Source organism: Kosakonia sp. YIM B13571 (assembly GCF_042788095.1).
Classification (GTDB): domain Bacteria; phylum Pseudomonadota; class Gammaproteobacteria; order Enterobacterales; family Enterobacteriaceae; genus Kosakonia; species Kosakonia quasisacchari.
In genome coordinates, this window is sequence record NZ_JBHZPL010000009.1 from 24,534 (window position 1) to 40,791 (window position 16,258).

The 16,258-nt window shown below is 53.8% G+C and carries 15 protein-coding genes; 12 read left to right on the top strand and 3 right to left on the bottom strand.

Features of this window, described 5'->3' with window-relative positions; all coding sequences use genetic code 11:
* Positions 1–12 precede the first annotated feature (12 nt).
* From traF to pspG, 3 genes are all read left to right on the top strand, one after another.
* Positions 13–1,329, top strand: coding sequence for a conjugal transfer protein TraF (traF, locus tag ACFX4O_RS18370; RefSeq protein ID WP_380210103.1), 1,317 nt, complete (start codon positions 13–15; stop codon positions 1,327–1,329).
* A gap of 82 nt (positions 1,330–1,411) precedes the next feature.
* Positions 1,412–2,410, top strand: a complete 999-nt coding sequence (gene dusA, locus ACFX4O_RS18375) for a tRNA dihydrouridine(20/20a) synthase DusA (protein ID WP_380210105.1) — start codon at positions 1,412–1,414, stop codon at positions 2,408–2,410.
* Positions 2,411–2,559: 149 nt separating this feature from the next.
* Complete coding sequence (pspG, locus tag ACFX4O_RS18380) at positions 2,560–2,802, top strand: envelope stress response protein PspG (protein ID WP_131407015.1); 243 nt, start codon at positions 2,560–2,562, stop codon at positions 2,800–2,802.
* Positions 2,803–2,990: 188 nt separating this feature from the next.
* Here pspG and ACFX4O_RS18385 read toward each other — a convergent pair whose 3' ends face one another.
* Complete coding sequence (locus ACFX4O_RS18385) at positions 2,991–3,974, bottom strand: quinone oxidoreductase (RefSeq protein ID WP_380210108.1); 984 nt, start codon at positions 3,972–3,974, stop codon at positions 2,991–2,993.
* Between the two features lie 59 nt (positions 3,975–4,033).
* Between ACFX4O_RS18385 and dnaB the strand changes: the two genes are divergently transcribed.
* The 8 genes from dnaB (at position 4,034) to ACFX4O_RS18425 (ending at position 11,882) form a co-directional block, all read left to right on the top strand.
* On the top strand, positions 4,034–5,440 hold the full coding sequence (gene dnaB, locus ACFX4O_RS18390; protein ID WP_131407019.1) for a replicative DNA helicase: 1,407 nt from the start codon (positions 4,034–4,036) through the stop codon (positions 5,438–5,440).
* Positions 5,441–5,583: 143 nt separating this feature from the next.
* On the top strand, positions 5,584–6,663 hold the full coding sequence (gene alr / locus ACFX4O_RS18395; protein WP_380210110.1) for an alanine racemase: 1,080 nt from the start codon (positions 5,584–5,586) through the stop codon (positions 6,661–6,663).
* Between the two features lie 12 nt (positions 6,664–6,675).
* Positions 6,676–7,233, top strand: coding sequence for a nicotinamide riboside transporter PnuC (gene pnuC / locus ACFX4O_RS18400; RefSeq protein ID WP_380210112.1), 558 nt, complete (start codon positions 6,676–6,678; stop codon positions 7,231–7,233).
* Positions 7,230–8,234 (top strand): AAA family ATPase, encoded by a 1,005-nt coding sequence (locus tag ACFX4O_RS18405; protein ID WP_380210244.1) that lies wholly within the window; start codon positions 7,230–7,232, stop codon positions 8,232–8,234. The genes pnuC and ACFX4O_RS18405 overlap by 4 nt, the downstream gene beginning before the upstream one ends.
* A 100-nt stretch (positions 8,235–8,334) precedes the next feature.
* A complete protein-coding gene (gene tyrB / locus ACFX4O_RS18410; protein WP_131407023.1) occupies positions 8,335–9,528 on the top strand; it encodes an aromatic amino acid transaminase in 1,194 nt (397 codons plus the stop codon).
* Between the two features lie 188 nt (positions 9,529–9,716).
* Positions 9,717–10,424: an acid phosphatase AphA gene (gene aphA, locus ACFX4O_RS18415; RefSeq protein ID WP_380210114.1), complete on the top strand. Its 708-nt coding sequence runs from the start codon at positions 9,717–9,719 to the stop codon at positions 10,422–10,424.
* A gap of 70 nt (positions 10,425–10,494) precedes the next feature.
* Complete coding sequence (locus ACFX4O_RS18420; protein ID WP_131407027.1) at positions 10,495–10,911, top strand: secondary thiamine-phosphate synthase enzyme YjbQ; 417 nt, start codon at positions 10,495–10,497, stop codon at positions 10,909–10,911.
* 146 nt (positions 10,912–11,057) lie between these two features.
* Positions 11,058–11,882 (top strand): transcriptional regulator, encoded by an 825-nt coding sequence (locus ACFX4O_RS18425; protein WP_380210246.1) that lies wholly within the window; start codon positions 11,058–11,060, stop codon positions 11,880–11,882.
* A gap of 50 nt (positions 11,883–11,932) precedes the next feature.
* Here the strand turns inward: ACFX4O_RS18425 and ACFX4O_RS18430 are convergent, their stop codons facing one another.
* Positions 11,933–12,643, bottom strand: a complete 711-nt coding sequence (locus ACFX4O_RS18430) for a response regulator (protein WP_380210116.1) — start codon at positions 12,641–12,643, stop codon at positions 11,933–11,935.
* Positions 12,644–12,923: 280 nt separating this feature from the next.
* Between ACFX4O_RS18430 and ACFX4O_RS18435 the strand changes: the two genes are divergently transcribed.
* Positions 12,924–13,277, top strand: a complete 354-nt coding sequence (locus ACFX4O_RS18435) for an MmcQ/YjbR family DNA-binding protein (protein ID WP_131407033.1) — start codon at positions 12,924–12,926, stop codon at positions 13,275–13,277.
* Here the strand turns inward: ACFX4O_RS18435 and uvrA are convergent, their stop codons facing one another.
* Positions 13,278–16,103: an excinuclease ABC subunit UvrA gene (gene uvrA / locus ACFX4O_RS18440; RefSeq protein WP_131407035.1), complete on the bottom strand. Its 2,826-nt coding sequence runs from the start codon at positions 16,101–16,103 to the stop codon at positions 13,278–13,280.
* Positions 16,104–16,258 lie beyond the last annotated feature (155 nt).

Genomic DNA, 16,258 nt, shown 5'->3' on the forward strand with positions numbered 1-16,258 from the left:
GAGACACATATTGTGAATAAAAAATGTAAACTTTCAGCGGTCGCTATCGCTGTCTCCTTCTTTGCGGCAAATCAAGCCGGGGCAGCCAATACCTGGGCAGAAGCACGTAACGATGCAATGGGAGGAACGGGTGTTGCATCGGCAAATTATGGTAGTGGAGCACTCATAAACCCGGCGCTGCTGGCGAAAGCCAAGCCGGAAGATAACGTCACAGTTATCCTGCCGAGCATTCAGGCGCAAATTACCGACAAAGATAACCTTCGCGATGAAATTGATAACATCAATGACAAAATTGATGGTTACAAGAACGTGGTCGATAACCTGACCGCCGCGCAGATCATTGCCAACCCGATTGGCACAGTAAATCAGTTCCAGAGTGCGGCAAAAGACCTGGCTGACGAACTGGTGTTTCTGAAAGGCAAAACCGCGCAGGCTAAAGCTGCCGCTGGCCTTGCGGTCAGTATTCCGAACGATGTGCTCTCGCTGGCTTTTGTCACCAAAGCGTATGCGCACGCCCGCGTAAGCTCGAATATTGATCAGCAAGATATCGATTACCTGCGCAGCATCCAGAACAGTACCACGGTGGCTGCCGGTGAAGCGCTGGGAGCGGTGCTCTCGCCAAACGGTAGCGAAGAGATCACCAAAAACCTCAACTCCACCGCAGCGGGCCGTGCGGCAATCGTCTCCGACTTTGGTATCGCTATGGCGCGCCAGTTTGAAGTCGCTGGCGTGCCTCTATCCCTTGGTGTGACGCCGAAACTGCAAAAAACGTGGGTCTACAACTACACTGCCTCTATTTATGACTACAAAAGCAGTGACTTGAGAGACAGCCGTTATCGTACTGATGACACTGGCTTTAACATCGATGTTGGTGCTGCGGCGGACTTTGGTGAAAACATCACTGTTGGCTTAACCGGCACCAACCTTATCTCCCGTGATATCGATACTCAGGATATTCGTATTCGCAATGGTAGAACCGGTGACGTCACCAATTACAAAGACACCTACCAGATTAGCCCGGTGGTGACCGCTGGTGCGGCCTGGCACAACGATCTGGTGACATTAAGCGCCGACGGGGATTTAACTGAAACCAAAGGCTTTAAGAGCGAGAAAAACTCCCAATATGTGGGCGTTGGTGCGGAAGTTCGCCCGCTTAGCTGGCTGGCGGTACGTGCCGGTTACCGCGCGGATGTGAAAGGCGATGATAAAAACGTCTTCACGGGCGGTGTCGGTTTTGCACCGTTTAACCGCGTCCATGTCGATTTGATGGGGCTGGTCGGTGAAGATGAAACCTGGGGTGCTGGCGCGCAGTTGAGCGTCACCTTCTAAGGTTTAGCCGGAGGCGCTGCGCCTCCGGTTTTCCCTGTGCTATAGTAGCGCCCCTTTTTCATTCGATGCTTAAATATTCGCCATGCTGCCACACAATCAGTCCGCTACTTTTCCTGCCCATCGTTTCTCCATTGCGCCGATGCTCGACTGGACGGACAGACATTGCCGCTACTTCTTGCGCCTGCTGTCGCGCCAGACGTTGCTCTACACCGAAATGGTCACCACCGGTGCCATCATTCATGGTAAGGGCGATTACCTGGCGTACAGCGACGAGGAACATCCGGTAGCGTTGCAGCTCGGCGGTAGCGATCCAGCGCAGCTTGCCCATTGTGCGAAGCTGGCTGAAGCGCGTGGTTATGATGAAATTAACCTCAATGTCGGGTGCCCGTCCGATCGTGTGCAGAATGGTCGTTTCGGCGCGTGCCTGATGGGCGAAGCGCAACTGGTGGCAGACTGCATCAAAGCGATGCGTGATGTGGTGTCGATTCCAGTCACTGTCAAAACGCGTATTGGCATTGACGATCAGGACAGCTACGAATTTCTCTGCGACTTTATTGGCACCGTGGCCGGAAAAGGCGAGTGCGAAAGCTTTATCATCCATGCGCGCAAAGCGTGGCTTTCGGGGTTAAGCCCGAAAGAGAACCGGGAAATCCCGCCGCTGGACTACCCGCGCGTTTATCAGTTGAAGCGTGATTTTCCGCATCTGACAATGGCGATTAACGGCGGTATCAAATCGCTGGAAGAAGCCAAAGCGCATCTGCAACATATGGATGGCGTGATGGTCGGTCGCGAAGCGTATCAGAACCCTGGTATTTTGGCGTCTGTCGACCGCGAGATCTTTGGTGCAGACGTAGCAGATGCCGATCCGGTCGCCGTGGTGCGCGCCATGTATCCCTACATCGAGCGCGAGCTGAGTCAGGGCGCGTATCTCGGGCATATTACTCGCCATATGCTGGGGCTGTTTCAGGGCATTCCCGGCGCGCGCCAGTGGCGTCGTTATCTGAGTGAAAATGCGCATAAAGCCGGTGCGGATATCGCGGTAGTGGAACACGCGCTCAACCTGGTGGCGTCAAAGCGTTAAAATTTCACCAAAAGGTAGTCAAATTCACTAAGCTCCGCCCTCTGTCACGGAGCTTTTTTATTGATAAATAAGTCAATTTTTCCTGGCATGGTTCTTGTAGGCATGGTTCTTGTAATAGCAACGAGAGTTACCTCTTTGGGAGATCCATCATGCTGGAATTACTGTTTATCGTGGGCTTTTTTATCATGTTGCTGGTGACCGGCGTTTCGCTGCTGGGCATTATCGCTGCGCTGCTGGTGGCAACGGCTGTTATGTTTCTCGGCGGCCTTTTCGCGTTGATGATCAAGCTATTGCCATGGCTGCTGCTGGCTGTCGCCGTTGTCTGGGTTATCCGTGCCGTGAAAGCACCGAAGGTCCCACGTTATCAACGCAATAACCGTTGGCGTTACTAAAGTATTGCGTGGTTCGTCACATACCGAAGACTTTTCCCGGAACATTGCTTAGAACCGAATAGGATTTACTTATTAAATCTGTCACTATCGCGACGTTAACGAATTCATCGTGCTGTACCCTACAATGCAGCCGAACAAAAAAAGAAAGGGCTTCCCACGGGAAGCCCTAATTCTTTCAGGTATTTAGCTTAAGGGATCAACAGGCTTGAGCCCTGCGTCGCCCGGCTTTCCAGCGCTTCATGCGCCTGTTGCGCATCTTTCAGCGCGAACTTCTGGCTGTCGGCCACATCCACTTTGATAACCCCGCTGGCAATCAGCGAAAACAGCTCATTACTGGCTTCCTGCAGCTCTTCCCGGTTGGTGACATAGCCATTGAGGGAAGGGCGCGTGGCGTAGAGCGAGCCTTTCTGGTTAAGAATACCCAGATTAACGCCTGTCACCGGGCCGGAAGAGTTGCCAAAGCTTACCATCAGCCCGCGACGGCGCAGGCAATCAAGCGAGGTTTCCCAGGTGTCTTTCCCCACTGAGTCGTATACCACCGCGACCTTTTTGCCGCCGGTTAACTCTTTGACACGTTCCACCACATTCTCTTCGCTGTAGTTGATCACCTGCCAGGCGCCGGCCTGTAATGCGCGCTGCGCTTTTTGCGCGGAACCCACGGTACCAATCAGCTTCGCACCGAGCGCTTTTGCCCACTGGCAGGCAATCAGCCCGACGCCACCGGCGGCAGCGTGGAACAGGAACATTTCATCGGGCTTGATTTCATACGTTTTGCGCAGCAGATAAAACACCGTCAACCCTTTCAGGAATGACGCCGCGGCTTGTTCAAAGGAGATAGCGTTCGGCAGCACTGCGACTTTATCCGCTAAAACGTTATGCACCGAGCTGTACGCACCCAGCCCCGATTGTGCATACACCACGCGATCGCCCACTTTTACCTGCGTAACGCCGCTGCCCACTTTGCTTACCACGCCAGCCGCTTCGGTGCCCAGCCCACTGGGTAACGCTGGCGGTGGATATAACCCGCTACGGATATAGGTATCGATATAGTTGATACCAATGGCTTTATTTTCTACCTGCACTTCGTTTTCCGCTGGCGCTGCGGGGGTGAACTCAACCGCTTTAAGCACCTCAGGCCCACCATGCTTTTGAAATTCTATTCTCGTCGCCATGCTTCCTCCTGATGTGATAATCTCTCAACCCATTCATAACCCGGATAGCTCCATTCACTATGGCAGGAAATAAACCCTTCAACAAACAGACTGAACCCCGCGATGTGCAGCTCGAGGGGATGAAAGTGCCTCCGCATTCTATTGAAGCGGAGCAGTCGGTGTTGGGCGGTTTAATGCTGGATAACGAGCGTTGGGATGATGTCGCCGAACGCGTCGTGGCGGATGATTTTTATACGCGCCCGCACCGCCATATTTTTACCGAGATGCACCGCTTGCAGGAGATGGGCAAACCCATCGATCTGATAACGCTCGCGGAATCGCTGGAGCTACAGGGGCAACTGGACATCGTTGGCGGCTTCGCTTACCTGGCGGAGCTTTCCAAAAATACGCCAAGTGCGGCGAACATCAGTGCTTATGCCGATATCGTGCGCGAACGTGCGGTAGTGCGCGAAATGATTTCGGTGGCGAATGAAATCGCCAACGCCGGTTTCGATCCGCAGGGGCGTAGCAGTGAAGATCTGCTCGACCTTGCCGAATCCCGCGTTTTCAAAATTGCCGAAAGCCGTGCGAATAAAGACGAAGGTCCGAAAAACATCGCCGATGTGCTTGAAGCGACCGTTTCGCGCATTGAGCAGCTTTTCCAGCAGCCACACGACGGTGTAACCGGTGTTAACACGGGCTATGACGATCTCAATAAGAAGACGGCAGGTTTACAGCCGTCGGATTTGATCATTGTTGCGGCGCGTCCGTCGATGGGTAAAACGACATTTGCGATGAACCTCGTCGAAAACGCGGCAATGTTGCAGGATAAACCGGTATTAATCTTCAGTCTTGAGATGCCCTCCGAACAGATCATGATGCGTTCACTGGCCTCCCTTTCGCGTGTCGATCAGACGCGTATTCGTACCGGCCAACTGGACGACGAAGATTGGGCGCGCATCTCCGGCACCATGGGCATCCTGCTGGAAAAACGCAATATCTATATTGATGACTCTTCCGGCCTGACGCCGACGGAAGTCCGCTCCCGTGCGCGGCGTATCGCCCGCGAGCATGGTGGCATTGGGCTTATCATGATCGACTACCTGCAACTGATGCGTGTGCCGTCGTTGTCGGATAACCGTACGCTGGAAATCGCTGAAATCTCCCGCTCGCTAAAAGCGCTGGCGAAAGAGTTACAAGTGCCGGTGGTGGCGCTGTCGCAGCTTAACCGCTCACTGGAACAGCGCGCCGACAAACGCCCGGTAAACTCCGACTTGCGTGAATCCGGCTCCATCGAGCAGGACGCCGACTTGATCATGTTTATTTATCGTGACGAGGTTTATCACGAAAACAGTGACTTAAAAGGCATTGCAGAAATCATTATTGGTAAGCAGCGTAACGGGCCGATCGGTACCGTGCGTCTGACATTTAACGGGCAGTGGTCGCGCTTTGATAATTATGCTGGGCCACAATACGACGACGAATAAATCCTCTTCATCCTTCGCATTGCTGGGGCGTTGACTGCGCTCGTTCATCCCGGTTGCCTGGTTTACAAAACCGCCGGAATTCACGGGCTTGTCGTGTTCCTGCAGGCGAGTGACGTTGACGATTGCTTGATAGGGTAATGTAAATGCAAGCGGCAACCGTAGTAGTTAACCGCCGCGCTCTGCGACACAATCTGCAACGCCTGCGTGAACTGGCTCCCGCCAGCCGCGTGGTTGCGGTCGTGAAAGCGAACGCCTATGGACACGGTCTTCTCGAGACCGCGCGAACGCTCCCCGATGCCGATGCTTTCGGCGTCTCCCGTCTTGAAGAAGCCCTGCAATTGCGCGCGGGCGGCATCACGCAACCGATTTTGCTGCTGGAAGGTTTCTTCGCCGCCAGCGACTTACCGTTGGTCGCTGAACACCAGCTTCATACCGTTATTCACAGTGTTGAACAGCTGGAAGCGCTGGAAAGGGCGACGCTGACAGTGCCGGTAACTGTGTGGATGAAGCTCGATACCGGTATGCACCGACTTGGCGTACATCCGCACGAAGCCGAGGCGTTTTATGCGCGTTTGTCACAGTGCAAAAATGTGCGCCAGCCGGTCAACGTTGCCAGCCATTTTGCCCGCGCTGACGAGCCGGAATGCGGCGCAACAGAGCGCCAGCTCGATATTTTCACCTCGTTTACCAACGGCAAACCCGGCCTGCGTTCCATAGCCGCTTCCGGCGGTACGTTGCTGTGGCCGCAATCGCACTTCGACTGGGTTCGCCCTGGCATTATTTTGTACGGTGTTTCGCCGCTCGAGAGTAAGCCCTGGGGCAAGGATTTCGGTTTTCAGCCCGTAATGACCCTGACTTCGCAACTGATTGCGGTACGCGAACATAATGCGGGCGATGCGGTGGGCTATGGCGGCACATGGGAAAGTACGCGTGACACACGTTTAGGCGTAGTGGCCATGGGTTACGGCGATGGCTATCCGCGCGCTGCGCCTTCGGGTACGCCAGTGCTGATCAACGGTCGTGAAGTGCCGATTGTCGGGCGTGTGGCGATGGATATGATTTGCGTTGATCTCGGTCCGGATGCGCAAGACAAAGCTGGTGATGAAGTGGTGCTGTGGGGTGAAGGTTTGCCCGTTGAACGCATTGCTGAAGCAACAAAAGTGAGTGCTTACGAACTTATCACGCGCCTGACTTCGCGGGCGACATTAAAATACATCGACTAAAAGGATTGCGCCTTGTCGCCAATGGAAATCGCCGCCTGCCTGGCCTATGCCCTCTCGGTATGGCTTGCCGCGCGCAATAACATGCACACCTGGTGGACGGGGATTATCGGCTGTGTGCTGTATGGCTGGGTGTTCTACTCCGTACAGCTCTACGCTGATGTCACTTTGCAACTGTTCTTTATTGCCAGCAGTGTTGCCGGGTGGATCAACTGGCTGAAAGGCAACCACGGTAGCGAGTTGGCGGTGCGCAAAACACCGCTTAACCATTTGTTGCTGATGTTAGCGGGCGCGCTGGTTGTCGCCGGGTGTTACGCCTGGCTGTTGCATCGGTTTACCAATGCGTGGTCGCCGTGGCTGGACTCCGCCATTATGGTTTTCAGCGTGCTCGCGCAATTTATGCTGATGGGGCGCAGGCTCGAGAGCTGGTATTTCTGGTTGCTGGTCAACACCATTGCTGTGCCGCTGTACGCCGCGCGCGATCTCTGGCTCACCGCAGGGTTGTATCTTGTCTTCTGGTGTAATGCCTGGCACGGTCTGTATCAGTGGCGCAAAGCGATGGCCGCGCGATGAATCGCTTTGCCAGCGGGCTGATTGTCGGAAAATTTGCGCCGCTGCACTGCGGCCACGAACGCTTGATCAACGCCGCGCTGGATCAGTGTGAGCGTCTCTGGATCGTCAGTTATTCCCAGCCGGAATTACCCGGCTGCGAGCCTGAAAAGCGCGAGCGCTGGCTGCGTGCGCGTTTCCCACAATGCGACATTCTGGTGTTAACACCGCAGCGCCTTGCTGACGCCGGGTTGCGCGCGCCGCCGCATAACGACGCCGACGGCGATCTGCATCGTCACTATATGGCCGATATTTGTTTGCAGATTCTGCACTGCCAGCCGCAGGCGGTGTTTACCGCTGAGGATTACGGCGACGGCTTTGCCCGTGTGCTCACTGAGCGCTTTTCCAGCCCCGTTACACATGTGCGTTTGCAGCGTGAGCAAGGAGATCAAGCGCCTTCTGGTACGCTGATTCGCAGCGATGTTCACCGCTGGCGGCAGATGTTAGCGCCTGTTGTTTACCGGGATTTCGTACAGCGTATTTGCCTGCTGGGCGGTGAATCGACTGGCAAAAGCACGCTGAGCATCGCACTGGCACAGGCGCTGGAGACGGCGTATGTCGCGGAATATGGCCGCGAGCGCTGGGACGAAAAGGGCGGTGAACTGGTTTATGACGATATGCTGCCGATTGCACAAACGCAGGTGCAGCGCGAAGATGCCGCCGACGCCCGGCAGTGGCTGGTGTGCGACACCTCGCCGCTAACAACGCTGTTTTATACGCTGTCGATGTTTGGCCACGCGCCGGATGCGCTCTATGCGCTGGCACAGCGGCACTATCACCTTGTGGTGCTGTGCGAGGACGATTTTCCATTTGTGCAGGATGGCACCCGCCAGGATGAAACCTTCCGCCAGCGCCAGCAGGCCTGGTACAACGAACAGCTGATGCAACGCGGCATTCCCTTTCTGCGTGTACGCGGTTCGGTAAGCGAGCGCGTGGCGCAAATTCTTGCCGCGCTGCACGGCTAAAGCGCTTATTTTTTAACACCGCTGTTACTGCTCTCGATCTTCCTCTGCTTCCGGTTTATTGTGGTGGTTCTTGCCTACTGTAAACCTGGAGAGTACACGCGTGTTTCAGAAAGTTGACGCCTACGCCGGCGACCCGATTCTGTCGTTAATGGAGCGCTTTAAAGAGGATCCTCGCAGCGACAAGGTCAATCTCAGCATCGGGCTGTATTACAACGAAGACGGCATTATCCCGCGTCTGCAGGCGGTTGCTGAAGCCGAAGCGCGCCTAAATGCGCAGCCTCACGGTGCATCGGTCTATCTGCCGATGGAAGGGCTAAACAGCTATCGCGACGCGATCGCTCCGCTGCTGTTCGGTGCAGAACATCCGGTACTGGCGCAAAAACGTGTTGCTACCATCCAGACATTAGGCGGCTCCGGTGCGCTGAAAGTCGGCGCAGATTTTCTGAAACGTTACTTTCCAGATTCCGGCGTGTGGGTCAGTGATCCAACCTGGGAAAACCATGTTGCGATATTTGAAGGTGCCGGGTTTGTAGTGAGTACTTACCCCTGGTACGACAGCGCCACGAATGGCGTGCGTTTTGATGCATTTCTGGAAAAACTGAACACCCTGGCCGCACAGAGCATTGTGCTGCTGCATCCCTGCTGCCATAACCCAACGGGTGCGGATCTGACGCACGCGCAATGGGACCAGGTGGTTGAGGTGTTGAAAGCGCGCAATCTGATCCCGTTCCTCGACATCGCCTATCAGGGCTTTGGTGCCGGAATGGAAGATGATGCTTATGCCATCCGCGCTGTTGCCCGCGCCGGGCTGCCTGCGCTGGTCAGCAACTCATTTTCGAAAATTTTCTCGCTGTATGGCGAGCGCGTTGGCGGGCTTTCCGTGGTGTGTGACGACGCAGACGCCGCTAGCCGCGTACTGGGGCAGCTCAAAGCCACCGTGCGCCGTAACTACTCCAGCCCGCCAAATTTTGGCGCACAACTGGTCGCGACAGTGCTCGGCGACGCAGGCCTGAAAGCCTCCTGGCTGGCAGAAGTGGAAGCCATGCGTACGCGCATTCTGGCGATGCGCCAGGAACTGGTCACCGTGCTGAAAGAGGCAGTACCAGGCGGGAATTTCGATTACCTGCTTAAACAGCGCGGTATGTTCAGTTATACCGGCCTGAGCGCAGCACAGGTCGATCGTCTGCGTGAAGAGTTTGGCGTTTACCTCATCGCCAGCGGTCGGATGTGCGTTGCTGGTCTTAACAGTCGCAACGTGCAGCGTGTGGCGCAAGCATTCGCCGCCGTAATGTAAGCGCCCACTTACTTTTCTTCATCCCCTGCGTTCTGGCAGGGGATTATTTATGCCTCAACATTCGCTTATTCTCTGAATAATCTGCAAAAAATCCTTTTTTTCATCGGCTTCACAGGGTATGGTCTGGTAACATTTTGACCATTCGCACCATTTATAAAATATAACGAACTGATAATTTAGGGATAAATATGCGAAAGTTCATCCGCGCGCTCGGCGCGGTCTGCCTGTGGATAACGTTCAGCAGCACGGTTTACGCTTCGGCACCCACACCGGTATCTGAAGGCACCAATGTTGCCAAACTCGCCGAACAGGCACCTGTTCACTGGGTTTCTGTGGCGCAAATCGAAAATTCTCTGATTGAACGTCCGCCAATGTCGGTCGGGTTTGATATTGACGACACGGTGCTATTTTCCAGCCCTGGTTTCTGGCGCGGTAAAAAAACCTGGTCGCCGGACAGCGAAGCCTATCTCCAAAACCCGGCGTTTTGGGAAAAGATGAACAACGGCTGGGACGAATTCAGCATTCCGAAAGAAGTGGCCCGCCATCTAATTGCGATGCATGTAAAGCGCGGTGACAACATCTTTTTCATCACTGGACGTAGCCCGACAAAAACAGAAACGGTGAGTAAAACGCTCCAGGACGATTTTCTTATTCCTGCGGCCAATATGAACCCGGTGATTTTCGCCGGTGATAAGCCCGGCCAGAACAGCAAAACCCAGTGGCTGAAAGCAAATAAAATCCGCATTTTCTATGGCGATTCAGATAGCGATATTACCGCAGCGCGTGAAAGCGAAGCCCGGCCAATCCGCGTGCTACGTGCCTCAAATTCAACTTATCGCCCTTTACCGCAAGCGGGTGCGCTGGGTGAGGAAGTGATTGTGAATTCCGAGTATTAGCCCCGGCTTTCCTGTTTTGGCAACATGCTGCCACACTGACAAGAGTTCATTTTGCTGACAGGAGATAGGCATGTGGTATCAACAAACTCTTACGCTTGGCGCGAAGTCGCGCGGGTTTCATCTGGTGACGGACGAGGTACTTGGGCAACTTCGCGATATCTCCCGCATTAACGTTGGCTTGCTGCACTTGTTGCTGCAACATACCTCAGCTTCGCTCACCCTGAACGAAAATTGCGATCCCACCGTGCGCCACGATATGGAGCAGCATTTTCTAAAAGCCGTGCCGGACAACGCGCCGTATGAGCACGATTACGAAGGACCGGATGATATGCCGTCGCACATTAAATCCTCCCTGTTAGGCGTTTCTCTGCTGTTACCCGTGCAAAACGGGCGCGTGGTGCTTGGTACATGGCAGGGAATATGGCTTGGCGAACACCGCATTCACGGCGGCTCGCGCAAAATCATCGCCACGCTGCAGGGAGAGTAGCCGCTCCATCAAACCTCCATATACCCCGGTTATAAGCCTGCATAAAGACGTGTGGGTGCGTCTAATAACACGGGGTAGTTATGGTTTTACGGAATGTCTTCGCGTGGCTGTACGGTTGGGAACCGTGCGATTTCGCCACCTACAAAATGGTCTGGCAACAATTTGGCGGTTCTGTCTGTACACATCCGGATGTGTTGCAATTTTTAAGTGCTGAAACGGGGGCGAAGCTGGCTTTTTACGCTATTCGTCGCAAGCAGGTATACGTTGGCGCGTGTTACGCGGTGAAGGGTTCATTATCGCTACAGGACCGACGTTATCCCTTTGTTTTTGATGACATCATGCTGCCGCTGCAAACGAAAAAAGTGAGCTATTTACCGGCTGTTACCAAGCGGTTGTCTCCGCATCATCATGCTGATTTTATGAATGTTTTATTCAGCCGCTACTTAAAGAACAAGATCTGCTATGTCAAAGAGAGCCTCTCGAAAGCGTCGCAGAAAAAACGCAACGGCGAAATGAAAAAGTTTCTTGCCTGTGGCGGTGAAGTTCGGTGGGTTGATGATTTTTCAGAGAGTGAACTGGCCGACATTTATATCGACGTGTTCAAGCTGCGCTGGCAGGGTAAAATTTACTGTTTTGCGCGTGATGACTTAATCAGAACATTTGCCGCATTGCGACATTTACTCTTCGGCGCTGTGTTGTTTATTCATGGTCGCCCCTGCGCGTTTGATATTATTTTTATGGCCGAGTGTGATGGCTATTTTTATTTTGATGATATCAATGGCGGATATTCGCAAGACTACCCTGAGTTTAATTTGGGTAGTATTTTATTGTGGGTAAATGTCTGCAAAGCCAAAGATCTCTGCACCGCAAAAGAGAAAACATTTAAATTTTCTCTGGGTGTCTATAAAGATTACTGGCACTACAAAAAACAGTGGTGTGAAATCCTTTCATTGGGCAGGACGCTTTTTTAATGAATGCTCCTGGCGGTGGTGATCCCCCGCCGGGAGCTTGTTTTGCAACATTAATCTCCCAGCCGATAGCCAAAGCCGCGTACACACTCAGGTACATTAACAATGCCCGCCTGCTGGATCTTCTTTCTTAATTTGCTGACATGGCTATCCACGGTGCGATCGCAGGCATTACCCTCTGGCAAGCAAGAATTCATAATCTCTTCGCGTGTAAAGATGCGCTGCGGGTAGCGAATTAAATGCACCAATATTTTAAACTCTGTTGAGGTTAAATCGGTAGATAAATCCATTTTCTTCGGACCAACGTAAACCTGATGCGTTATTTTATTAATTTCAATATTTCTGGTTTTATAAAGTTTCAGATTTTCACGGGCGTGATATTGCGGGCTTCTTTTTAAAATAACATGCACCCTGGCAACTAATTCCTCCGGGTTGAACGGTTTCATTAGAAAATCATCAGCACCCGTTTTTAACGCCAGGACTTTATCCGCGTCGGTGTCCATCGCGGTCAGCATCATAATGGGGATATCGGTGGTCTGGCGTAGTTCCATCAGGACTTGCCAGCCATCCTTTTTCGGCATTTTGATATCCAGAATAATAAAATCAGGTTGATATTGTTCCGCCATCCTGAGCGCTTTTTCGCCATCAGGGGCATGAATCACTGTGAACTTGTCGTGTTCAAGGTAAGCAATAATAACACCGGCAACATCACTATCATCTTCAGCGACAAGCACGGTTTTCTTCTCGCCATGTAATATGCTCATCAGGCATCTCCGGGAGTTTTCTCTTTTATCCGCAATCAACTGCACATCAATGTGCGTCTTTTATCTCATTGAAAAAATGGGAAAAATAACTACTTCTTTCTATTTGTAACTATTTGTCACTCTAAAACACAAAAGGTTCCGGCGTTTTTTATTCTGTTTAGGTTGTGTTGATCGTCAGGTTTTGTAACGGCCCACGATTTTTTTGTCGATACACTACGCTTAAATGACGTATTTGTGCCGACCGTGACATTCCACCACGACATGACAAGGAGAAGAAAAAGTGACAATTTCCGAGTTACTGCAATATTGCATGGCGAAGCCTGGCGCTGAACAGAGCGTGCACAGCGACTGGAAAGCAACGCAAATCAAAGTTGCGGATGTGCTGTTCGCGATGGTGAAAGAGGTGGAAGGGCGACCGGCAGCGTCGCTGAAAGCGAGTCCCGAACTCGCGGATTTGCTGCGCCAGCAGCATAAAGATGTGCGCCCCAGCCGCCATTTGAATAAAGCGCACTGGAGCACCGTTTACCTTGATGGCTCGTTACCGGATTCGCAGATTTACTACCTGGTGGATGCGTCGTATCAGCAGGCGATTGAGCTGGTGCCGGAACAGGTCCGGCACCAGCTCTCCGTGTGATTATTTCAGCATCGGTTTGAGGAAGCGCGCCGTGTGAGAGGCTTCGCATTCGGCGACCGTTTCCGGCGTGCCAGAGACCAGGATCTCGCCCCCGCCGCTGCCGCCTTCCGGGCCGAGGTCGACAATCCAGTCCGCCGTTTTAATCACGTCCAGGTTGTGCTCAATCACCACAATAGTGTTGCCCTGATCCCGCAACTGATGCAGCACGTCCAGCAACTGCTGGATATCAGCAAAGTGCAGGCCGGTGGTCGGTTCGTCGAGGATATAGAGCGTCTGGCCGGTGCCGCGTTTCGACAGTTCGCGCGCCAGCTTCACGCGCTGGGCTTCGCCGCCGGAAAGGGTGGTGGCAGACTGACCAAGACGGATATAGGTCAGGCCAACATCCATCAGCGTTTGCAGCTTACGCGCTAGCGCCGGAACGGCATCGAAGAACTCGCGTGCTTCTTCGATAGTCATATCCAGCACTTCATGGATGGTCTTGCCTTTGTATTTGATTTCCAGCGTTTCGCGGTTGTAGCGCTTGCCTTTGCACTGGTCACACGGCACGTAAATATCCGGTAGAAAGTGCATCTCAACCTTGATCACGCCATCACCCTGACAGGCTTCGCAGCGACCGCCGCGCACGTTAAAGCTGAAGCGCCCCGGCGTGTAACCGCGCGAGCGGGATTCCGGCACACCGGCAAACAGCTCGCGCACCGGCGTAAAGACGCCGGTATAGGTTGCTGGGTTGGAACGCGGCGTGCGCCCAATTGGGCTCTGATCGATATCAATCACTTTGTCGAAATGCTCCAGCCCCTGCACATCGCGATATGGCGCAGGTTCGGCGATGGTCGCACCGTTCAACTGACGCTGGGCGATAGGGAACAGCGTATCGTTGATCAAGGTCGATTTACCGGAACCGGAAACGCCGGTGATACAGGTGAACAGGCCCACCGGTAGTGTCAGCGTCACGTCTTTCAGGTTGTTACCGCGCGCGCCAGTCAATTTCAGCACTTTTTCCGGATCGGCTTTCACGCGTTGTTTCGGCAGCTCAATTTTACGTTTACCGCTCATGTACTGCCCGGTTAGGGATTCCGGCACCGCCATGATGGCATCCAGCGTCCCTTCCGCCACCACCTGACCGCCGTGTACACCCGCACCAGGGCCGATGTCGATGACATGGTCGGCGGCGCGAATAGCGTCTTCGTCGTGTTCGACGACAATCACCGTGTTACCGAGGTTACGCAGATGGATAAGCGTGCCGAGCAGACGTTCGTTATCGCGCTGATGCAGGCCGATTGACGGCTCATCCAGCACGTACATGACGCCTACCAGACCCGCGCCAATCTGGCTTGCCAGACGAATGCGCTGCGCTTCGCCGCCGGAGAGCGTTTCCGCCGAGCGTGAAAGCGTCAGGTAGTTCAGGCCGACGTTTACCAGGAACTTCAGGCGATCGCCAATCTCTTTCAGCACTTTTTCGGCGATTTTTGCCCGCTGGCCGGAAAGTTTCAGATTGTTGAAGAAGTCCATCGCATGGCCGATGCTCATATCGGAAATGGTCGGCAATGGCGTGTTTTCGACAAAGACGTGGCGCGCTTCGCGACGCAGACGCGTCCCTTCACAAGAAGCGCACGGGCGATTGCTGATAAACTTCGCCAGTTCTTCACGTACCGCGCTGGATTCCGTCTCTTTGTAACGGCGCTCCATGTTATGCAGCACGCCTTCAAACGGATGGCGACGTACGGAAGTATCGCCACGATCGTTCATGTATTTGAACTCAATCGACTCTTTACCGGAACCAAACAGCACCACTTTCTGCACGTTAGCGTTCAGGCTTTCCCATGGCGCTTCCACGTCGAATTTGTAGTGTTCCGCCAGCGATTTCAGCATCTGGAAATAGTAGAAGTTGCGGCGATCCCAGCCGCGGATGGCGCCGCCGGCCAGCGACAGCTCCGGGTTCTGGATCACGCGATCCGGATCGAAATATTGCTGCACGCCCAGACCATCGCACGTTGGACATGCGCCCGCCGGGTTGTTGAACGAGAACAGACGCGGTTCCAGCTCGCGCATGCTGTAGCCGCAAATCGGACAGGCAAAGTTGGCGGAGAACAGCAATTCTTCGGCGGTCGGCTCGTCCATATCGGCAACCACGGCCGTGCCGCCGGAAAGCTCCAGTGCGGTTTCAAATGATTCCGCCAGGCGCTGGGCGAGGTCTTCGCGTACTTTAAAACGGTCAATCACCACTTCAATGGTGTGTTTCTTTTGCAGCTCGAGGCTTGGCGGATCGGAGAGATCGCACACTTCGCCGTCGATACGCGCACGGATATAACCCTGGCTTGCCAGGTTTTCCAGCGTTTTGGTGTGCTCGCCTTTACGCTCTTTGATAACCGGCGCCAGCAGCATCAGGCGCTTGCCTTCCGGCTGCGACAACACGTTATCCACCATCTGGCTCACGGTTTGCGCCGCCAGCGGAACGTCGTGATCCGGGCAGCGCGGCTCGCCGACGCGGGCGAACAGCAGACGCAGATAATCGTGAATTTCCGTAATTGTGCCGACGGTGGAACGCGGGTTGTGGGATGTCGATTTTTGTTCAATAGAAATGGCGGGCGATAAACCTTCAATGTGGTCAACGTCCGGTTTTTCCATCAGCGACAGAAACTGACGCGCATACGCGGAGAGCGATTCAACGTAACGACGCTGCCCTTCGGCATAGAGTGTGTCGAAAGCCAGTGAGGACTTACCAGAACCCGACAGCCCGGTAACGACAATCAGTTTGTCGCGAGGGATGACGAGGTTGATGTTTTTGAGATTATGGGTGCGGGCGCCCCGTACTTCTATCTTATCCAATCCATTCACCTTTTACCCGGAGGAACACTTTTTTGCCTGGTGTGTTTGAAGGACAACCAGCGGTCAGAAACGGCTAATTATGACACAATTTAACCTGAATGAATATACAGTGTTCGCATGCATCTTCGCTTCGGGTATGTCAAACTTGGCGCGCG

What these genes read in the sequence shown, in the direction of transcription:
- aphA (WP_380210114.1), top strand. Translation starts at nt 9,717, where the DNA reads ATGCGAAAGTTCATCCGCGCGCTCGGCGCGGTCTGCCTGTGGATAACG.
- alr (WP_380210110.1), top strand. Translation starts at nt 5,584, where the DNA reads ATGCAAGCGGCAACCGTAGTAGTTAACCGCCGCGCTCTGCGACACAAT.
- ACFX4O_RS18430 (WP_380210116.1), bottom strand. Translation starts at nt 12,643, where the DNA reads ATGAGCATATTACATGGCGAGAAGAAAACCGTGCTTGTCGCTGAAGAT.
- ACFX4O_RS18420 (WP_131407027.1), top strand. Translation starts at nt 10,495, where the DNA reads ATGTGGTATCAACAAACTCTTACGCTTGGCGCGAAGTCGCGCGGGTTT.
- dusA (WP_380210105.1), top strand. Translation starts at nt 1,412, where the DNA reads ATGCTGCCACACAATCAGTCCGCTACTTTTCCTGCCCATCGTTTCTCC.
- ACFX4O_RS18425 (WP_380210246.1), top strand. Translation starts at nt 11,058, where the DNA reads ATGGTCTGGCAACAATTTGGCGGTTCTGTCTGTACACATCCGGATGTG.
- ACFX4O_RS18385 (WP_380210108.1), bottom strand. Translation starts at nt 3,974, where the DNA reads ATGGCGACGAGAATAGAATTTCAAAAGCATGGTGGGCCTGAGGTGCTT.
- ACFX4O_RS18405 (WP_380210244.1), top strand. Translation starts at nt 7,230, where the DNA reads ATGAATCGCTTTGCCAGCGGGCTGATTGTCGGAAAATTTGCGCCGCTG.
- dnaB (WP_131407019.1), top strand. Translation starts at nt 4,034, where the DNA reads ATGGCAGGAAATAAACCCTTCAACAAACAGACTGAACCCCGCGATGTG.
- pspG (WP_131407015.1), top strand. Translation starts at nt 2,560, where the DNA reads ATGCTGGAATTACTGTTTATCGTGGGCTTTTTTATCATGTTGCTGGTG.